Genomic DNA, 17558 nt, shown 5'->3' with positions numbered 1-17558 from the left:
TCTTTAGTTTATATTTCAAGAGAATTCAACAGACGCATTTTATCTTGTTAAGAGATAGTTGTAACTTTATCAGCAAATAAGAAACATGTCAAAGAAAAAAGCGCCAAAATACTACGTGGTATGGAAGGGAGTAAACCCCGGTATATACGATTCATGGACCGAATGTCAACTTCAAACTAAAGGTTATGAAGGGGCAATATATAAATCATTTCCATCAAGAAATGAGGCTGAGAATGCTTATAACTCTTCAGCTCACCTATACTTTAGTACCAAGAAGCCAACAAAAGAGAGTAACACCACTGAAAAATCACTTGCCACATTACCTCCAGAAGTATTACCAAATAGCCTTTGTGTTGATGCAGCGTGCAGCGGCAATCCTGGCCCCATGGAGTATCGTGGAGTCTATACGGCAACTGGTCAACAACTGTTTCATTACGGACCCACGCAAGGAACTAATAATATTGGAGAATTCCTAGCCCTAGTTCATGGCTTGGCATTTTTAAAACAGCAAGGATGGGATATGCCAATCTATAGTGACAGTCGAAATGCAATACTCTGGATTAAGAATAAGAAGTGCAAGACTAAGCTAGAGAGAAACAACAAAACAGCCACCGTTCATGACCTTATTGAAAGGGCTGAAAAGTGGCTGCAATCTAATTCATATACCACCCCCATCTACAAGTGGGAAACAAGAGATTGGGGTGAAATTCCTGCCGATTTTGGCAGAAAGTAACCTATAAGCTCTGCATATCGTGTAGACGCTTGTAGTATCCGTTCTTCGCAATAAGCTGATCATGTTTACCACGCTCCACAATTACACCCTCATAAAGGACACAAATCTCATCGGCATTCTTAATGGTCGATAAGCGGTGAGCGATGGCGATCGTTGTTCTTGATTTCATCAGGTGCTCAAGAGCTTCTTGAACAGAGCGCTCCGATTCGGTATCAAGAGCTGAGGTAGCCTCATCCAGAATAAGAATTGGCGGGTTCTTAAGTATAGCACGAGCAATACTAATACGTTGACGCTGTCCGCCCGAAAGTTTGCTACCACGGTCACCAATATTCGATTCATAACCACCTTCGGTTTCGATAATAAACTCGTGTGCATTGGCTATTTTTGCCGCTTCAATGACTTGTTCCATTGTAGCGCTTTCTACACCAAAAGCAATATTATTAAAGAACGTATCATTAAACAAGATTGCATCTTGGTTTACATTACCGATAAGTGAACGTAGGTCGTGAATCTTCAGATCACGCACATCCTTATCATCTATGCAAATTGCTCCCTTGGTTACATCATGATAACGAGGCAATAGATCAACTAATGTCGACTTACCCGACCCTGACTGACCAACTAGGGCTATGGTCTGCCCTTTCTTAACGGTCAGCTCAATATCTTTAAGGACGTCACGCGTACCGTCATAGCTAAAGAATACGTTCTTGAAGTCAATTTTTTGATTAAAATCGGTCAAAGACTCCGCATTCTCCTTCTCTACAATTGAGCTCTCAGCAAGAAGTATCTTGTCGATACGCTCCATAGAAGCTAGCCCTTTTGGGATACTATATCCCGCTTTAGAGAACTCTTTCAAGGGATTTATCAAACTATATAACATGGCAATATAGACCATGAAAGAAGGAGCACTAATCGAAGAGTGGTTACTCAAAATCAAAGTACCACCAAACCAAAGCACAACTACAATTAGAATTGTCCCTAGGAACTCACTAACAGGATGTGCCAAAGACTGACGAATAGCTACACGGTTGATAGCATTTCTATAGTCGTTGCTAGAGTCTAGGAAGCGCTTCGACATTTTACCTTCAGCAACAAATGCCTTAATAATACGAAGTCCACCCAAAGTTTCTTCCATCTGAGACATGGAGTTGCTCCATTTCTCTTGAGCATCGAGAGATTGCCTCTTGAGTTTTCGGCCAATTATGCCCATTAACCAGCCCATAAAAGGAAGTACAACTATAGTAAACAAAGTAAGCTCCCAGCTAATAAAGAGTAGAGTCGAAAAATATACTACAATAAGAATAGGGTTCTTCAGTAGCATATCGAGGGAACTTGTTACAGAGTTTTCAACCTCCGATACATCACCACTCATACGAGTGATAATATCACCCTTACGTTCTTCCGAAAAGAATCCTATAGGCAGTGCTAAGACTTTATTATAAAGACTAACACGAATATCACGTACAATACCTGTTCGCAAAGGAATCATGACTGCCGAAGAGGCAAAGTAACACGAAGTCTTAAACAGTGTCATCACCGCCAAAAACATACCCAAGATCATCAGTGTAGATGATGCTCCATAAGTATTAATCAGATCGGTTACATAATAGTAAGCATTATTATAGATTAAGTCTTTCACGCTAACGCCTTCAGTTCCCCAAGGAATAAAGGTGTATACAGCTTTCTCTGCTTCAAACAAAATCGATAAAATAGGTGCTATTAAGGAGAATGAAAAAATATTAAGCACCGCTGACAAAAGGTTAAGAACCGATGCCCATATCACATACGATTTATAAGGAGGCACAAACCTTCTTAAAATCCTCAGGAATTCTTTCATAAGTAAGTAATTAGTTTAATCGTTCTTTGGTGAGTCTTCTTTCCAGTTTTTATCTTGCTCTTCTTCTCTTTGTAAAGCAGCAGTGATAATCTGTGAAGCACTCTCTAGAATTTTCTTTTTAATAGTCGTTGTACTGATTCCTTCGGTATAGGGGAAATAAACCACCTCTTTACCTGGCTGAAGTTTCATCCAGTCCAATCCTTCTAAATATTTATCTTTCCAATCGTCTCCGATAGTAACAACATCTATTTGTTCATGTTCAAGCTGAGCAATCTCGGTAAGCTTGACCTGTTTTACTACTTTGGTTACACATTTGATGTTCTGAATAATTCGGAATCTTTGGTCAAAAGGAATAATAGGCTTCATGCCCTTGTATTCTTCAATAAGCTCATCGGTACTAACACCAACAATTAACTCATCGCCCAAAGCAGCCGATTTCTCCAAGATATTGAGATGTCCGATATGAAATAAATCGAAGCTACCAGATGTAAAAACTCTAACTTTTTTATTTTCCATGTTTATCATTTTTCTCCGTTTTCAATCGCCATAATTGCTTGAGCTAAACTCATCAAATCCTCTTTAGATTGAACACCTAAGTGCGAAACTCTAAAATAATTTGGAACACCTCCCGGCATAATTGTAAATCCACTATCCATTAGTTTTGAGAACAAGACATCACCATTTTTAGGTAAGAAAAATCCTGTAATACAATTTGATGGATTTTCTGCTAAGGATGACCACCCATTCTGTTGACACAATTCTCTAAATAATAAAGCTTTATCACGGACAGAAGCTATAATATTATCGAGTCCCTCTTTGGACATTCTCACTAAGCGCTCATGCATCTGAAGGAACAGACTAGTTGCAGGACTGTATGGGGTTTGGCCTCGAGTGAGGTTCTTTAGGTTTTCTTTAAAGTCAAAATAGTAATTGGTACTAGTAAATGGATAATTAATTAGCCTTTCAGACAAAGCAATCACTGAGATGCCAGGAAGAATATTCAAACCTTTCTGACTACTTGTGATGCAGATGTCAATTCCAAATTCATCCATACTCAATGGATCAGCTAAGAAAGAGCTAATAACATCAACAACCAAAGAGATATTGTACTTTTTGCAAAGATCACCGATACGCTTCACATCAAAACACTGACCCGAAGAGGTTTCGTGCTGTTGACAAAGAAGCACCTCAGGCTTCTCTCGAGAGAGATTTTCTTCGAGTTTTATATAATCTAAATCTTTACCAAACTCTACATTGCTTACAACATGTGGCAAATTATAGTAGGTACAGAGGTCTTCCCATCTTTTGCCGAAAGAACCTCCTACAATAATAAAAGCTTTACTTTTGGTCGAAACGTAATTGGCCACTACGGCATCCATAGCGCCTGTTCCTGAAGCTGTCAGAAAAATTGCTCGTCCTTTGGGGCAACCCATCAAACTTAATATCATCTCTTGCGATTCCTTTACAATTTGAGAAAAGAATGGAGTACGCATATAAGGCAACTGTTGTGCTCCAATTGCTAAAATATCATCTTCGATATTTCCTGGAAATACAAATAGCTTCATAAATTATTTTTTTATACGCCCAAAGGTCTTAATACTTGTGTACTTGCGCCAAAGGTTTAACTTCCTCTTTTTAGGCACACCGTTTCTGCAAATATAGTCATTTACGGCTTCAAACATACGTTGACAAACCAATCCATCCATATAAGGATCATAATTATCAACTACCCACTTCCGTTTTGCAATAGCCTCAGGATCATGAAACACTTCATAATAGGCTTTTGGTAGATCATCGGGGGAACTAATATTCGTCCAATATATATCTTTAGCAATCGAATTAAGCGTGATTACAGGCTTATCGAGCAATAAAAACTCATAGACAGTAGACGATGTATCGCTAATCATAAGATCAGCCATCAACTCATATTTGGTTATGTTATTATCTTTTGCCCAAACAATATTCTTCGTTTGACGAGCCAATTCTTTGTATTCGTCAAGCCAAATGGGGTTAGTCAGTGGATGAGGCTTAATCATGAGCACGATATTTTCTTGCTCGACCAAATCGACTAAAGCCTGCTTAATTAAGGGTAATGAAGTAAGCTTAGGCGAAAATGTTGGTGCATAAAGCACCATTTTTTCTTTTCCATGCTCAGTAAGTATTTTGGCCTTTTCGGTATCAAAAGAGTGCAAGTGCTGTTTTATCCAATCTTGTTTGGTCCAGCCAGTTTCTACAACCTCAAAGTCTTTGTATTCTAAAGACAGCTCTTTAAACTTTCGAGTAAAATATGGTCCTTGAGTCAAGTAAAGATCAAAATATCTTCGGATTATCCAATGGTCTTTCTTTTCGGCAGCATAGCCGTGAAAGACCTGGGCCTTAACCCCTGATAGATAGTAGGGAACAATATTTCCAGGGACAAAAACAACATCTGGACAAAAGTCGTAAAGCTTTTGAATGGATGTAGTATAGTGATCTGGCATAGCCATTTCTACCTCACTCAGCTGAATTTTAGGCAAGTGAATATACCATAAAACTTCCATGTCATTATCCAATGCATAACTGTATAATGGCTGTAATATACCTAAGGCATATTTGTTTTCACAGAAAAGAGCTACTTTCATGCTTAATATTTTAAGTCGTATTTGATGGTCTTACGTTTCGAAAAACTTTTCCAGAACTTGGTTCTGTAATAGAATACACACTCTATACACCATTCTACGTCCGCTCCTCTGTCTTTAGCATAAGCCTCTGCAATATATCTAAAGAATGAAGGCTGCCCCCATAACCGAGCAAAATTAGCACATCCTTCTTCTAAAGTAACTTCGCCAAAACGCATACGGTTAATATCAACCAAGCAGAAGTCGGGTCTACCATCTTTAGTGCCACACAGGATATTGCCTGGCGAATAATCTTTATGGTAGATTCCTTTTTTATGCATATCGGAAGTAAAGAGAGCTAAAGCATGAGCCAACTCCTTTATCTCTTCTACTTCAAGGTTACCTATTTCATACAAATAGGCTTTATAAGAAGATTGTAAACTAACAAAGTAAGAGTAACCTATCAACCCACCTTTTCGCTCCTCAATGTAAGCTATAGGTTCGGGCGTATTGACTCCAGCCTTTAGTAAAATTGAAGGGTATGTGTAGGCTCTCAGCCCTTTGGGCTTACGGAGATATGAATATACAACTCTATTGATAAAAAAGGGGATTCCATATCGCTTAACATTAACCTTGAGGCCATCAACATCAAAAACCTTTATAAGGTTTCGACCCGTGTAAATAGTTTCACCATTGTCCTCAAATATATAGGGAAGTGAATCTACAAAAGGCTTAAGGGCATTGAATTTAGAATTGATTATCCTTTTATACATAGGCTAAAATTATACTTCTTGGTCTGCTCTAGCAATTACAAGCTAAAATCTCGCTCAATACGATCAATTATAGTTGTGGGAGCTATTTGATTCAAACATGCATAATCTTTTCTGTAACAAGGCTTTTGACCATAAACAGAACAAGGTCTACAGGTTAAGTCTTCGATTTGAATGGTGTTAATGGGCAGTTGCTTCCAACCCAAGAACCCTGCATAAGGATGTGTTGCACCCCAAATAGAGAGTACAGGAGTATTTACAAGAGAAGCCAAATGCATATTAGACGAATCCATAGACAACATTAGGTCAAGGTAACTCATCAGAATTAGTTCTTTCTCCATGTTCAGCTTACCAATCATTGACATAACTGAAGGATATTTCGCCACCAAGTCATCAAATATCACTTGTTCGTGCTGACCACCTCCAAACAAGAATATACGTACACGAGGGTCTTTTGAAAAATGTGCAATGACTTGCTCCATTTTATCCATTGGATATATTTTGCCCTTATGCAGTGCAAATGGGGCGATACCCAACCATTTCTCCTGTTTTAGCCCAACTACATCTTGAATTTGAGAGAAGTCTCCTTTCCCCTTTCCAAAGATAGAATCGAAATTGGCAGATATAGGTAAGCCAAGAGTTTCCAAAACATCTGTATAGCGTTGGAATAAGCTCTTTTGACGAACAAACACTTTATTGGTTCGACGAACCAGTTTGCGCTTGCCTGTACGTCCTTTATCTATTTTGGCAACCTTGACTCCTTTAAGTCGGAATCTTAAGTCTAAGTATTGCGTTCTTAATACGTTATGAAAGTCGGCAACTGCATCAAATTTATGGGCAGCAAGCTCTGAGAAAAGCTTGTTTAAACCCGAAATACCATGATGCTTGCCTTTAAGGTCTGCACCTATAAAGCGTACATTAGAGGGCATTTCTTTAAAGATTGGTCTTAAAGCCTCTCTACTTAGCATGGTAATCTCCAAATCTGGATATTGCACAGCCAAGGAATGAACAATAGGGACTGTCATGGCGACATCCCCTATTGCAGAAAATCGTATAATTAGAATACGCTTCATCTTATTTCTTTGCATATAATACTGGGTTCAAAGCAGGGTCATTATACATTTTCATTTGTTTATAAACTTTCATGTATTTATTACCAGCTTCAATATCTTCTAGTAGTTGATCAATTGCAGAACAAAGATCTTTTTGTTGCTCCAAAAGAACGTTTAGCTTCTCAAGACATTTGTCGTGATGCTCTTTCGAAGTATCTTTTCGATCTACCTCTTCTTGCATATGATAAATCTTAAGAGTCAGAATAGACAATCTATCTATAGCCCAAGCAGGACTTTCAGTATTGATCGTTGCATCAGATTTAACCTTAACCTCTTTAGATTTGTCTAAGAAGTAGCTATCAATAAGCTCTACTAAGTCGGTACGATCTTGATTCGATTTGTCAATACGACGTTTTAGCTTCAAAGCCTCAACGGGATCAATATTAGGATCACGGATGATATCTTCGAAGTGCCACTGAACAGCATCAATCCAATTCTTCAAATACAAGTAGTATTCGATAGTTTTAAACTCATAAGGATTGTTTATCGTTGCATCAACACTATTTTCAATATGATAGTCTTTTGTCGATTGCAAGAAAATTTTATTACAAAGGTTGCTAAAGCTCATAAATTTCAATTTTTAAATTAGTACTAGGTTTGAGGTTTACGCTTTGTGCATCTACATTTATACAATATAGATACCAAGAACAATTCAGCAAAAATAGATAATTCTTTAATGTCAGCCAATTTAATGCTGTATAATTAAAAAAGCTCCTTCGATGAAGGAGCTTTTTAATTTTCTTAACAAGCTTAGATGAATTATCGTCTAAGTTTAAGAGCTTTAATGATATTACGGTATCTTTCGATCTCGTTATCTTTAAGATAATCAAGTAAACCACGACGTTTACCTACTAATCTTGTTAATGCTCTTTCTGTGCTATAATCTTTTCTGTTGAGCTTCATGTGCTCAGTTAAGTGCGAAATACGGTACGAAAACAAAGCTATCTGGGCCTCAGCTGAGCCAGTATCAGTGTTAGACTTTCCGTGTTCGGCAAAGATTTCTTGTTTTTTAGTTGCGTCTAAATACATAATTTTTAGCGTTTTTATATAACTATTCTATGAGCTTGCAAAGATAGACATAGTTTTTAATATATTAGCATGATTATCAGAATATATTCAAAACATTACCCCCATTTATCAGATCGCTTTTTGTATCTTTGCAACAAATTATAGGTATTATATGCAGAATATTAGAAATATTGCAATTATTGCCCATGTCGATCATGGAAAAACCACATTAGTGGATCGTATGTTATCTGCGGGTCAGCTTTTTAGAGATAATCAGTCTAGTGGAGAATTAATTCTAGACAATAATGATCTCGAGCGTGAACGCGGAATAACCATTCTTTCAAAAAACGTATCTATCAACTACAAAGGTACAAAAATCAATGTTATTGATACTCCTGGTCACAGTGACTTTGGAGGTGAAGTAGAGCGTGTTCTTAATATGGCCGATGGCTGTATCCTACTCGCTGACGCTTTTGAAGGTCCGATGCCACAAACTCGCTTTGTATTGCAGAAAGCACTTGAAATAGGACTGAAACCAATTGTTGTTATCAACAAAGTGGACAAGCAAAACTGTCGCCCAGACGAGGTAAACGAAATGGTCTTTGACCTAATGTTTAATCTTGATGCTACAGAAGACCAGTTGAGCTTCCCAACCCTTTACGGCTCTGCCAAAAATGGCTGGATGAACACCGACTGGAAAACTCCAACCGAAACCATCGAACCACTACTTGATTGCATTATTGAGACTATTCCTGCACCAGAAATACTTGAGGGAACTCCTCAGATGCTTATCACTTCACTAGACTACTCTTCATACACAGGTCGTATTGCTATTGGTCGCGTCCATAGAGGTACACTTAGAGAAGGTATGAACATCACACTTGCTAAACGCGATGGTGAGTTTGTGAAGACCAAGATTAAAGAACTACACGTTTTCGAAGGCCTAGGCCGTATTAAAACAAAAGAAGTTTCTTCGGGAGATATTTGTGCAGTTGTCGGTATTGACGGTTTCGAAATTGGTGATACTGTTTGTGATTACGAAAATCCAGAAGCACTAATACCAATCAAGATTGACGAACCAACTATGAGCATGCTATTTGCTATCAATGACTCACCATTCTTTGGTCGTGATGGTAAATTTGTAACCTCAAGACATATTCACGATCGTTTGATGAAAGAGCTTGATAAGAACTTAGCACTTCGCGTAGCCAAAAGTGACGAAGATGGTAAGTGGATCGTATCTGGTCGTGGTGTACTCCACCTTTCAGTTTTGATTGAAACTATGCGCCGTGAAGGTTATGAGCTACAAGTAGGACAGCCTCAGGTTATCTTCAAGGAAATTGACGACAAAAAACATGAGCCAATTGAAGAACTTACAATCAATGTACCCGAAGAGTATTCTAGCCGTATCATTGATATGGTAACGCGTAGAAAAGGCGAAATGACTCAAATGGAAAACACTGGTGAACGTATCAACCTTCAGTTCGATATGCCATCACGTGGTATCATTGGTCTACGTACTAACGTACTTACAGCTTCTGCTGGTGAAGCAATCATGGCTCACCGTTTCAAAGAATACCAACCTTTCAAAGGCCCAATCGAAAGACGTTCTAACGGCTCAATGATTGCTATGGAGGGTGGAACAGCATTTGCTTATGCAATTGATAAACTACAAGATCGTGGTAAATTCTTTATCTTCCCACAAGACGACGTTTATGTAGGACAAGTTGTTGGTGAGCATATTCACGACAAAGACCTCGTTATCAACGTAACTAAATCTAAGAAGCTTACCAATATGCGTGCTTCAGGATCGGATGATAAAGCAAGTCTTACACCTCCAGTACAATTCTCATTAGAGGAAGCACTAGAATACATCAAAGAAGATGAATACGTAGAGGTTACACCTAACCATATGCGTATGCGTAAGATTATACTAGACGAATCAGAACGTAAGAGATCAAATAAGAAATAAGAACTCCTTACATCGCAATATATAAGAAAGCCGTGTCGAGACTATCAGGTCAAGACACGGCTTTTTATTTTAAAACTCAACAAGAGGATTCTCTTAGTGAGTCTCTTTATTTTGAAGAGAATGCCATAAGCTTGCTTTCAGATTGTTTAAACCATTTATTATACGACCACAAAACAACTCCATAAATAGGAAATGCTGTAACCCATCCCGCAAACACATCTATCAGGTAGTGGGCTTGGATATAAACCGTTGCTCCACAAAGCAGCACATAAAAAGGAAATAATGCACCAAATGTGGTTCTGCTTATTCTCCAAATCAAAATCATAATAATGGTCGATATCCCCACATGAGAGCTGGGGAATGCTGCTGTTGGACGCTCTCCTGCTGCCTGAGAAGACTCCACCAACTCATAAAATATCCCTTGATCACAACCCGTATTGGGCAATAATTCTTGGCTATGGTCGAAATAATCACCAACTGCGGGGAATACACCATTCAATACATTATCAAAACCGATTGCAGGGAAATAATACTGAGGCCCTACCACTGGCAAGAAGATATAGATAAAATAATAAAGAAAGAAAGCCCCTACAAGGATATAAGCCACTTTAGTAAATTCCTGAAATCGTTTAAAGAAATACATAAATACAACTAAGCCTATCATGGGGTAATAGGCAAAATAACCCAGGTTAAAGGCCTCACTCCAAGAAATATCAGAGAAATTAACCCTAAATGTAATAGCAGGCTGAAAGCCAATCAAGCTCTGTTCCCAAGAAGCAAAAACATGGTCTAAGTTATCGAATAGACGATTGAATTCATAAGTATCAGGGTACCAATAAGATAGTAAACTCATCTGAAAAGCCACCCGAACAAGTGTCGTAAACTTGGAAGGCCACCACGAACCAATAAATACAAGAGCTAAGGTAATCCCCACTATAGCCAATCGTTCAACGAGCATTTGCATGGGATGATCCATACGAGGGTAAAGGCAAACAATTAAGATCGCAGTTAAAAAACTATAGATCAAAGAGATCTTTTCAACACCAAGTAATCGTTTATTAAGAAGAACTTTTTTTGTCAGCGCTATATCCATTTTTCATCTTTATACCAAGAAACAGCCTCTTTCACTCCCCTATCAAGTTTGTATTTGGGCACGTAACCCAGCTCTTCGACAGTTGGAGAGATATCACATTGCCAGTTTCTTTGTTTCATAATTTTGTATTTATCTGAGTTTAGAGTACTTGTCTTCTTCATCAAACCCGATAAAAATTCAGCGCACAAAGATATTACTTTTAATACGAAAAGTGGACTTTTTATATGAATAACAAAAGGATCGCCTAACTCATGCTGTATTAAGTCGGAGAAAGATCGACTACTATACACCTGGCCATCAGACACAAAATAGGCTCTGCGATTAACCTTTTTGTCGATAGCCAAAAAGATGGCTTGAACCAAATCCTTCACATAGACAAAGGTTATGTCTTGACGTTTATAACCAACCGAAAAGTCAACATGACCTTTAATAGACTTTATCATCAAGAAGTAATCGCCTTCACGCGGGCCATAAACCCCAGTAGGTCGAAAAATCACATAAGGGAAATCCGGCATCTGCTCAAGGTATTGCTCAGATTTTAGCTTACTAAGTCCATATGCCGTATTGGGTTGGCGTTGGTCAGATTCGGCAATGGGCTGATAGGTCTGTTCGTAAATTGGTCCAAAGACACTCAATGTACTAATATAAATAAATTGCTTAGGAACCATTTCGAGCTCTGATAGTGAGTCTACAAAATTCTTGGTTTGGAGGTAGTTGACCTCAATAAACTCCTCTTTATTGATGCATTTAGTTACCCCTGCACAGTGAATGATATAATCAAAACTGCCGTTATCACGTTTAAAATTGGATAAAGCCTCAACTATGGACTGCTTGCTAGAAAAGTCAATCTCTAAAAAGTTAATTCGCTCATCTTGAAGATAACGTCGGCTACTGCTTCTACGCACTCCAGCATAGGTCTTATAGCCTTGGGATAGGGCTTCCTCAACGATAAAACTACCGATAAAACCACTAGCTCCGGTGATTAATATTTTTGTCATGTTCTAAAAAAGGTTCTATATGAATGCTTATGTATGTGTTCTGTCCAAATGACTTTCTGAGTCTGTCTTCAAGTTCATCCGTATATTGATGAGCCACCTTAACGGTGGTATTCTGATCTATATATATAAGGAAGGATATTGCATAATAATTGCCTATTCTACGGGTACGTAGTTCATCAAAACCCTTGATTGGTTCAACCGACTCAATAATAGCAATAATTTCCTTCGCTGTTTCGGTAGGCAAAGAACGCTCTAAAAGCTCATTTAAAGAAGATTTTAGCAATTTAAATCCTTCATAAATAATCCAGAAGCTCATCAATACTGCTACCAAGGGGTCGAGTATGCTCCATGAGTGACCCAGCAAAATAGCCCCACCAATACCTACAGCAGCACCTACAGAAGACAGAGCATCACTCCGATGGTGCCATGCATTAGCCATAACAGCCTGCGAATTCATTCGTTTGCCTTCAGCATAGGTATAACGAAACAACAATTCTTTTGCAATAATTGAAACTACGGCTGCAACGAAAGCTATGAGTTTAGGAGAGGGTAAAACATCTTTGAGAACTAGTGAGCGATATATATCAATTGATCCGTTACAAAAAATCCCCACACCGACTATAAAAAGGAAAACACTTATAAGTAAGGTGGCAAGCGTCTCGTACTTACCATGGCCGTAGTCGTGGTTATCGTCTTCGGGCTTACTGGATATCCGTACAAAAACAAGCACAATCAAATCGGTTATCAAGTCCGAGAGTGAGTGCACAGCATCGGCTATCATAGCAGAGCTACGACCAAAAATTCCTGCTGCAAGCTTAAAAAGTGTCAGCAGTACATTGACAACACTCCCTTGGAGGGTCACCTTATATATTCCTCTTTCTCGAGAAGTAACTCTGGATTTCATACTAATAAAACAGATTAAGGGAGATTATGTTACAATATAAACATAAGTTTTGTAAACTTAATTAGGTTTTTTATGATTTACAGCCCTATGCTAGCCTATAATAAGCGACCGATACTATTTTAAGCTCAGACTTATTCGCACTACCCAAACGACTAACTCGTTTGCTTCAGGCGAGTAAGTCCTTTTAAATAATGTCTAAAAACAGCACTGTAGCTTTAACTAGGCGACTTACAACAACAGGTCATCAAATTATTCTTTCATTATAAATGGTGAAACTATTTTATTTGCTTACTTTGTTGTGATTAACTAAGAAAACAAGATTTAAAAGATCGAACTAAAATATATGGGTAAGAAAAAATTTCCAAAAGCTAAAAAGACAATTTCGAAACGGGATTTATCAGAACGTCTGATTAAGTTGCTCGAAAGAAACACCAAAGAAAAACTAACTTTCAAGCAAATATGTACTGAGCTGAGCCTAAAGACTCACCCAGCTAAAATGCTATGTAAAGATATCTTGGGTGCAATGATTAGTGATGATTACGTATTCGAATCGGCCAAAGGCAAGTACACACTCAACCACCGAGGTACAGAGATGACGGGTACTTTCAGACGTAAAAGTAACGGAAAGAACTCTTTCATCCCCGATGAAGGTGGAGATCCTATTCTTATCTCGGAGTTCAACTCGGGCCATGCAATGAACAACGACAAGGTTAAAATTGCATTTTTTGCCAAACGCAAGAATCAAGACCCTGAAGGCGAAGTAGTAGAGATTTTGGAACGCGCTAACGACACTTTTGTTGGTACGCTTGAGGTTTCAAAATCGTATGCCTTTTTAGTTACAGAAAACAGAACATTATCCAACGATATATTTATCCCTACCGAGAAACTTAAAGGTGGAAAATCGGGAGATAAAGCGGTTGTTAAGGTTACTGAGTGGCCAGACAAAGCAAAGAACCCTATTGGTGAGGTAATCGACATTTTGGGTAAAGCAGGAGACAATAACACAGAGATGCATGCCATCTTAGCTGAGTTTGGCCTACCTTATGTATATCCCAAAGAGGTCGAAGAGTATGCTAACAGCATCCCTACCGATATCACAGCCGAAGAGATTGCTAAAAGAGAAGATTTTAGAAAGATTACGACTTTCACCATCGACCCCAAAGACGCAAAAGACTTTGACGATGCACTCTCTATCCGCCAATTAGAGAATAAAAACTGGGAAATTGGAGTACATATTGCAGATGTGACTCATTATGTAAGACCTGATGACATTATAGATAGAGAGGCTCAAAAAAGAGCAACATCAATCTACTTGGTCGACAGAACCATCCCGATGCTTCCCGAACGACTTTGTAATTTCATTTGCTCGCTACGTCCTGATGAGGAAAAACTAGCCTACTCGGCTATCTTTGAGATGAACGAGCAGGGTGAAGTTCTTCATTCTAGAATTGTACATACCATAATTAAATCGGATAGACGATTTGCTTATGAAGAGGCTCAAGAGGTTATTGAGACAAAACAAGGCGAGTATGCTACCGAAATCTTAATGCTTAACGAACTTGCAGGCAAACTAAGAGCTGCTCGCTTTGCTGACGGTGCTCTAAACTTTGATCGTGTAGAAGTTCGCTTCGACATTGATGCAACGGGTAAACCCATTGGAGTATTCTTTAAAGAGTCAAAAGAAGCCAATAAGCTAATTGAAGAGTTTATGCTACTGGCCAACCGTACGGTTGCCGAAAAAATAGGCAAAGTGGGACATAGCAAAAAGGCGAAAGTTCTTCCTTACCGTATTCACGACCTACCCGACCCTGAAAAACTAGACACACTAGCTCAATTTATTGCTCGTTTTGGTTACAAGATTAGAACTAGTGGCAATAAAGACACCGTATCAAAGTCTATTAATGCTTTACTAACGGAGGTTCAAGGTAAGAAAGAGGCTAATTTAATTGAGACGGTATCAATCAGAGCAATGCAAAAAGCGAGATACTCAACACATAATATTGGGCACTACGGTCTTTCGTTCGACTACTATACGCACTTCACCTCTCCTATCCGCCGTTACCCAGATATGATGGTACATCGTTTGGTTACAGCCTACTTGGAAGAGAATGCACCAAGTGCATCTGAAGAAAAGTATGAAGAGTTATGTGACCACAGTTCTCAAATGGAACTTATCGCTTCGAATGCTGAACGAGCTTCAATCAAATACAAACAGGTTGAATTTATGGCAGACAAACTTGGGCAGGAGTTTGAGGGTGTCGTTTCGGGTGTTACTGAATGGGGGCTTTACGTAGAGCTTAACGAGAACAAATGCGAAGGAATGATTCCTGTACGCGACCTTGACGACGACTACTACGAGTTCGACGAAAAGAACTACCGCTTGATTGGGCGACGCACACATAAGGTTTTCTCACTAGGCGACCCCATACGAATCCAAGTTGCTAGAGCAAATCTAGAAAAGAAACAGTTAGACTTCACCTTGGTAGACGAGTCGCCTAAAAGCAAAAAATAGATGAAAACTGAGGTTCTCACTGATCTAGAGCAAATTGAGTCGGTTATCAAAACCTGCTCAGTTTGCTATGTAGGTCTGATAGACTCCGATGGTTCCCCCTATGTAATCCCCATGAACTTTGGCTATTACAAAAACATAATATACCTGCATTCAGCTCCAACAGGCAATTTGGTAGATAAGGTCAAAAATGACAATCGGATCTGCATCACTTTTTGTAGTGATGGTGAGTTGGTCTATCAACACCCCGATGTGGCTTGCAGTTATAGAATGAAGGCCGAAAGTATTGTTTGCAAGGGAAAGGTAGGGTTTGTCGACGATTTCGATAAGAAAGTAGAGATTTTAAACATCATAATGAAGCAGTATGTCAAAGACAAAAGCTTCAACTATTCAAAACCAGCAGTTGAGAATGTACTTATCTGGGAGGTCCCCATTGAAAAGGCTACAGGAAAGTCTTTTGGAGTACCACACGCTGGACCACAAATAATAAGAGGAGGTAAATAATTACCTCCTCTTATTATTAAATTAGAACCTTAGTATAGCATTAGTCCAGCTGACACAGTTAATACATAATTTTTCAATAAATAAGTGCCGCTTGAGATTAGAATACAGTGATTATTATAGAAATGCACATGATGAAATATACTTTTGAGAACGTTATAGGAATAATAAAAAAACATTTGGAGTTAATAGACTGGGAGAAAGAAAAATTTAGCTGCGAACCATTTTATAAAACGGAATATGATAATGACATAATTGTTAAGTACGAAAATAAAGAGTTTGTACGTTTTGGATTTTATATATCAAATGTTTTTACTCCAGATGGACGAAGACAAATAAGAGGCAGCATTACTATTGAACTATTCAACTACTCCAAATGGTATCATATAGGTAACATATCAGTAAATGTTGATGAATTTCTTACATGTGGACATAATAATGGGAAATCTATTATGTTAGATGATGAGTTAAATAGAGTATTACCAATCTCTAACAGCGATGAGGTAACCAAAATTAAAGACCAATTTCAAAAGGAATCTATAAGTAATCTTGAAATAAAATTTGACACTCTTAATAAACGCTATATCATTTTGGGGGATTTATCATTATTATTGATTGATGGAGGAGAAACCAGTGGCCAAGAGGATAAAAACACTTTATATCTTTATAAATACATGTCATTGGACACGTATTATAGCATGCTAAACAATAATAGCTTTAGGATGAACTCTATAGTAGCTATGAATGACGAAAGTGAATCATTTTTCTTAGATGACGGAATTACGAATATTTATGATGGTGAGGGTAAAGATGAGAAGTATTTAAAAACTGTTGAAAACAGCAGAATATTAATTACTTCTTTTACTGACCAACATGATAGTGCTTTAATGTGGCGACTGTATGGAGACTCAGGTAGAGGTGTATGTTTAAGCTTTATTGTACCTAAAAACAAAGTAAAAAAGATTCATTACGTAAACACAAGATCAGAGGGTTATCAAAAATTAAAGAGATGTGTTGACAATCTAAAGAAAGAAGGCATCAGTCTTTATTTTAAAGATTTTGACAACTTTAAGTATTATGCTAAAAGTGACGGGTTTAAATACGAAGACGAGTATAGGTTATCTTATCGCTGCACTGAAGAAGATTTAAAATGGGCAAAGTATGGCAATCTGTTAAGCCCATACAAAGATTTCAACATAAGTAATCAGGAGATTAAGGAGATAGATATTAAATTAAGTTGGCTAATAATTGGAGCAAAGTTACCCAATTTTAGTGTAAATTATCCCTTACTAGTAGATATGACAAATAGAAAATTTGGTATTAGCGTGATAAATATTAGCGAGCATGATAAATTTAGGGAGTAGGTTAAAGCGGTAACTTAAGCCCTTGTTCTGAAGAACAGCTATAAAATAAAGGACTTTAGCTTTTAAAACTCAATTTACTATTATACAGAAGAACGACTTGAGTAATAAACTTACTCAAGTCGTTCTTAAAAAAGTTAGATAGTGCCTTAAGTCAAAATGT

16 protein-coding genes are annotated in these 17558 nt (G+C 38.0%); 5 read left to right on the top strand and 11 right to left on the bottom strand.

What is annotated here, in order from left to right:
- Positions 1–85: 85 nt before the first annotated feature.
- The gene (locus tag B091_RS0101205) at positions 86–733 is read left to right on the top strand and encodes a ribonuclease H1 domain-containing protein (protein ID WP_018108179.1); all 648 of its coding nucleotides are present in this window, start codon (positions 86–88) and stop codon (positions 731–733) included.
- Position 734: 1 nt separating this feature from the next.
- On the opposite strand, the gene B091_RS0101200 is transcribed toward B091_RS0101205, so the two are convergent.
- From B091_RS0101200 to rpsO, 8 genes are all read right to left on the bottom strand, one after another.
- Positions 735–2570: an ABC transporter ATP-binding protein gene (locus tag B091_RS0101200; RefSeq protein WP_025069324.1), complete on the bottom strand. Its 1836-nt coding sequence runs from the start codon at positions 2568–2570 to the stop codon at positions 735–737.
- Between the two features lie 15 nt (positions 2571–2585).
- Positions 2586–3086, bottom strand: a complete 501-nt coding sequence (locus B091_RS0101195; protein ID WP_025069325.1) for an FAD synthase family protein — start codon at positions 3084–3086, stop codon at positions 2586–2588.
- Between the two features lie 5 nt (positions 3087–3091).
- Positions 3092–4135: a pyridoxal-phosphate-dependent aminotransferase family protein gene (locus B091_RS0101190; RefSeq protein ID WP_018108176.1), complete on the bottom strand. Its 1044-nt coding sequence runs from the start codon at positions 4133–4135 to the stop codon at positions 3092–3094.
- Between the two features lie 3 nt (positions 4136–4138).
- Positions 4139–5191 (bottom strand): CDP-glycerol glycerophosphotransferase family protein, encoded by a 1053-nt coding sequence (locus B091_RS0101185; RefSeq protein WP_018108175.1) that lies wholly within the window; start codon positions 5189–5191, stop codon positions 4139–4141.
- Between the two features lie 2 nt (positions 5192–5193).
- On the bottom strand, positions 5194–5940 hold the full coding sequence (locus B091_RS0101180; protein ID WP_018108174.1) for a lipopolysaccharide kinase InaA family protein: 747 nt from the start codon (positions 5938–5940) through the stop codon (positions 5194–5196).
- A 35-nt stretch (positions 5941–5975) separates the two neighbouring features.
- Positions 5976–7010, bottom strand: a complete 1035-nt coding sequence (locus tag B091_RS0101175) for a glycosyltransferase family 9 protein (protein ID WP_025069326.1) — start codon at positions 7008–7010, stop codon at positions 5976–5978.
- A gap of 1 nt (position 7011) precedes the next feature.
- Entirely contained in the window at positions 7012–7617 is a 606-nt protein-coding gene (locus B091_RS0101170; RefSeq protein ID WP_018108172.1) for a DUF4254 domain-containing protein, read from the bottom strand.
- A 191-nt stretch (positions 7618–7808) separates the two neighbouring features.
- Positions 7809–8078 (bottom strand): 30S ribosomal protein S15, encoded by a 270-nt coding sequence (gene rpsO / locus B091_RS0101165; RefSeq protein WP_018108171.1) that lies wholly within the window; start codon positions 8076–8078, stop codon positions 7809–7811.
- A 151-nt stretch (positions 8079–8229) separates the two neighbouring features.
- Here rpsO and typA point away from each other — a divergent pair, with 151 nt between their 5' ends.
- Complete coding sequence (gene typA, locus B091_RS0101160) at positions 8230–10029, top strand: translational GTPase TypA (RefSeq protein ID WP_018108170.1); 1800 nt, start codon at positions 8230–8232, stop codon at positions 10027–10029.
- A gap of 106 nt (positions 10030–10135) precedes the next feature.
- Here typA and B091_RS0101155 read toward each other — a convergent pair whose 3' ends face one another.
- From B091_RS0101155 to B091_RS0101145, 3 genes are read right to left on the bottom strand one after another with little or no spacing between them, the layout of a single operon-like run.
- Positions 10136–11122 carry a phosphatase PAP2 family protein gene (locus B091_RS0101155; RefSeq protein WP_018108169.1) on the bottom strand — a complete coding sequence of 329 codons (987 nt, stop codon included), beginning with the start codon at positions 11120–11122 and terminating at the stop codon, positions 10136–10138.
- The gene (locus B091_RS0101150) at positions 11113–12120 is read right to left on the bottom strand and encodes an NAD-dependent epimerase/dehydratase family protein (RefSeq protein WP_018108168.1); all 1008 of its coding nucleotides are present in this window, start codon (positions 12118–12120) and stop codon (positions 11113–11115) included. Before B091_RS0101150 ends, B091_RS0101155 begins: the two co-directional genes overlap by 10 nt.
- A complete protein-coding gene (locus B091_RS0101145; RefSeq protein WP_018108167.1) occupies positions 12092–13024 on the bottom strand; it encodes a cation diffusion facilitator family transporter in 933 nt (310 codons plus the stop codon). Before B091_RS0101145 ends, B091_RS0101150 begins: the two co-directional genes overlap by 29 nt.
- Before the next feature lie 343 nt (positions 13025–13367).
- On the opposite strand from B091_RS0101145, the gene rnr reads away from it, so the two are divergent.
- The 3 genes from rnr to B091_RS0101130 all read left to right on the top strand — a co-directional run bounded on the left by rnr (position 13368) and on the right by B091_RS0101130 (position 17398).
- Positions 13368–15536, top strand: a complete 2169-nt coding sequence (gene rnr / locus B091_RS0101140; protein WP_018108166.1) for a ribonuclease R — start codon at positions 13368–13370, stop codon at positions 15534–15536.
- Positions 15537–16037, top strand: coding sequence for a pyridoxamine 5'-phosphate oxidase family protein (locus B091_RS0101135; protein WP_018108165.1), 501 nt, complete (start codon positions 15537–15539; stop codon positions 16035–16037). It begins immediately after the preceding gene.
- 128 nt (positions 16038–16165) lie between these two features.
- The gene (locus tag B091_RS0101130) at positions 16166–17398 is read left to right on the top strand and encodes a DUF2971 domain-containing protein (RefSeq protein WP_018108164.1); all 1233 of its coding nucleotides are present in this window, start codon (positions 16166–16168) and stop codon (positions 17396–17398) included.
- Positions 17399–17558 lie beyond the last annotated feature (160 nt).

The organism is Bacteroides propionicifaciens DSM 19291 = JCM 14649, from assembly GCF_000375405.1.
Lineage (GTDB): Bacteria > Bacteroidota > Bacteroidia > Bacteroidales > Bacteroidaceae > Bacteroides_E > Bacteroides_E propionicifaciens.
Note: the sequence above shows the minus strand (reverse complement) of the source record. Positions and strands in the feature narration are given on the sequence as shown.

What these genes read in the sequence shown, in the direction of transcription:
- B091_RS0101205 (WP_018108179.1), top strand. Translation starts at nt 86, where the DNA reads ATGTCAAAGAAAAAAGCGCCAAAATACTACGTGGTATGGAAGGGAGTA.
- B091_RS0101200 (WP_025069324.1), bottom strand. Translation starts at nt 2,570, where the DNA reads ATGAAAGAATTCCTGAGGATTTTAAGAAGGTTTGTGCCTCCTTATAAA.
- B091_RS0101195 (WP_025069325.1), bottom strand. Translation starts at nt 3,086, where the DNA reads ATGGAAAATAAAAAAGTTAGAGTTTTTACATCTGGTAGCTTCGATTTA.
- B091_RS0101190 (WP_018108176.1), bottom strand. Translation starts at nt 4,135, where the DNA reads ATGAAGCTATTTGTATTTCCAGGAAATATCGAAGATGATATTTTAGCA.
- B091_RS0101185 (WP_018108175.1), bottom strand. Translation starts at nt 5,191, where the DNA reads ATGAAAGTAGCTCTTTTCTGTGAAAACAAATATGCCTTAGGTATATTA.
- B091_RS0101180 (WP_018108174.1), bottom strand. Translation starts at nt 5,940, where the DNA reads ATGTATAAAAGGATAATCAATTCTAAATTCAATGCCCTTAAGCCTTTT.
- B091_RS0101175 (WP_025069326.1), bottom strand. Translation starts at nt 7,010, where the DNA reads ATGAAGCGTATTCTAATTATACGATTTTCTGCAATAGGGGATGTCGCC.
- B091_RS0101170 (WP_018108172.1), bottom strand. Translation starts at nt 7,617, where the DNA reads ATGAGCTTTAGCAACCTTTGTAATAAAATTTTCTTGCAATCGACAAAA.
- rpsO (WP_018108171.1), bottom strand. Translation starts at nt 8,078, where the DNA reads ATGTATTTAGACGCAACTAAAAAACAAGAAATCTTTGCCGAACACGGA.
- typA (WP_018108170.1), top strand. Translation starts at nt 8,230, where the DNA reads ATGCAGAATATTAGAAATATTGCAATTATTGCCCATGTCGATCATGGA.
- B091_RS0101155 (WP_018108169.1), bottom strand. Translation starts at nt 11,122, where the DNA reads ATGGATATAGCGCTGACAAAAAAAGTTCTTCTTAATAAACGATTACTT.
- B091_RS0101150 (WP_018108168.1), bottom strand. Translation starts at nt 12,120, where the DNA reads ATGACAAAAATATTAATCACCGGAGCTAGTGGTTTTATCGGTAGTTTT.
- B091_RS0101145 (WP_018108167.1), bottom strand. Translation starts at nt 13,024, where the DNA reads ATGAAATCCAGAGTTACTTCTCGAGAAAGAGGAATATATAAGGTGACC.
- rnr (WP_018108166.1), top strand. Translation starts at nt 13,368, where the DNA reads ATGGGTAAGAAAAAATTTCCAAAAGCTAAAAAGACAATTTCGAAACGG.
- B091_RS0101135 (WP_018108165.1), top strand. Translation starts at nt 15,537, where the DNA reads ATGAAAACTGAGGTTCTCACTGATCTAGAGCAAATTGAGTCGGTTATC.
- B091_RS0101130 (WP_018108164.1), top strand. Translation starts at nt 16,166, where the DNA reads ATGATGAAATATACTTTTGAGAACGTTATAGGAATAATAAAAAAACAT.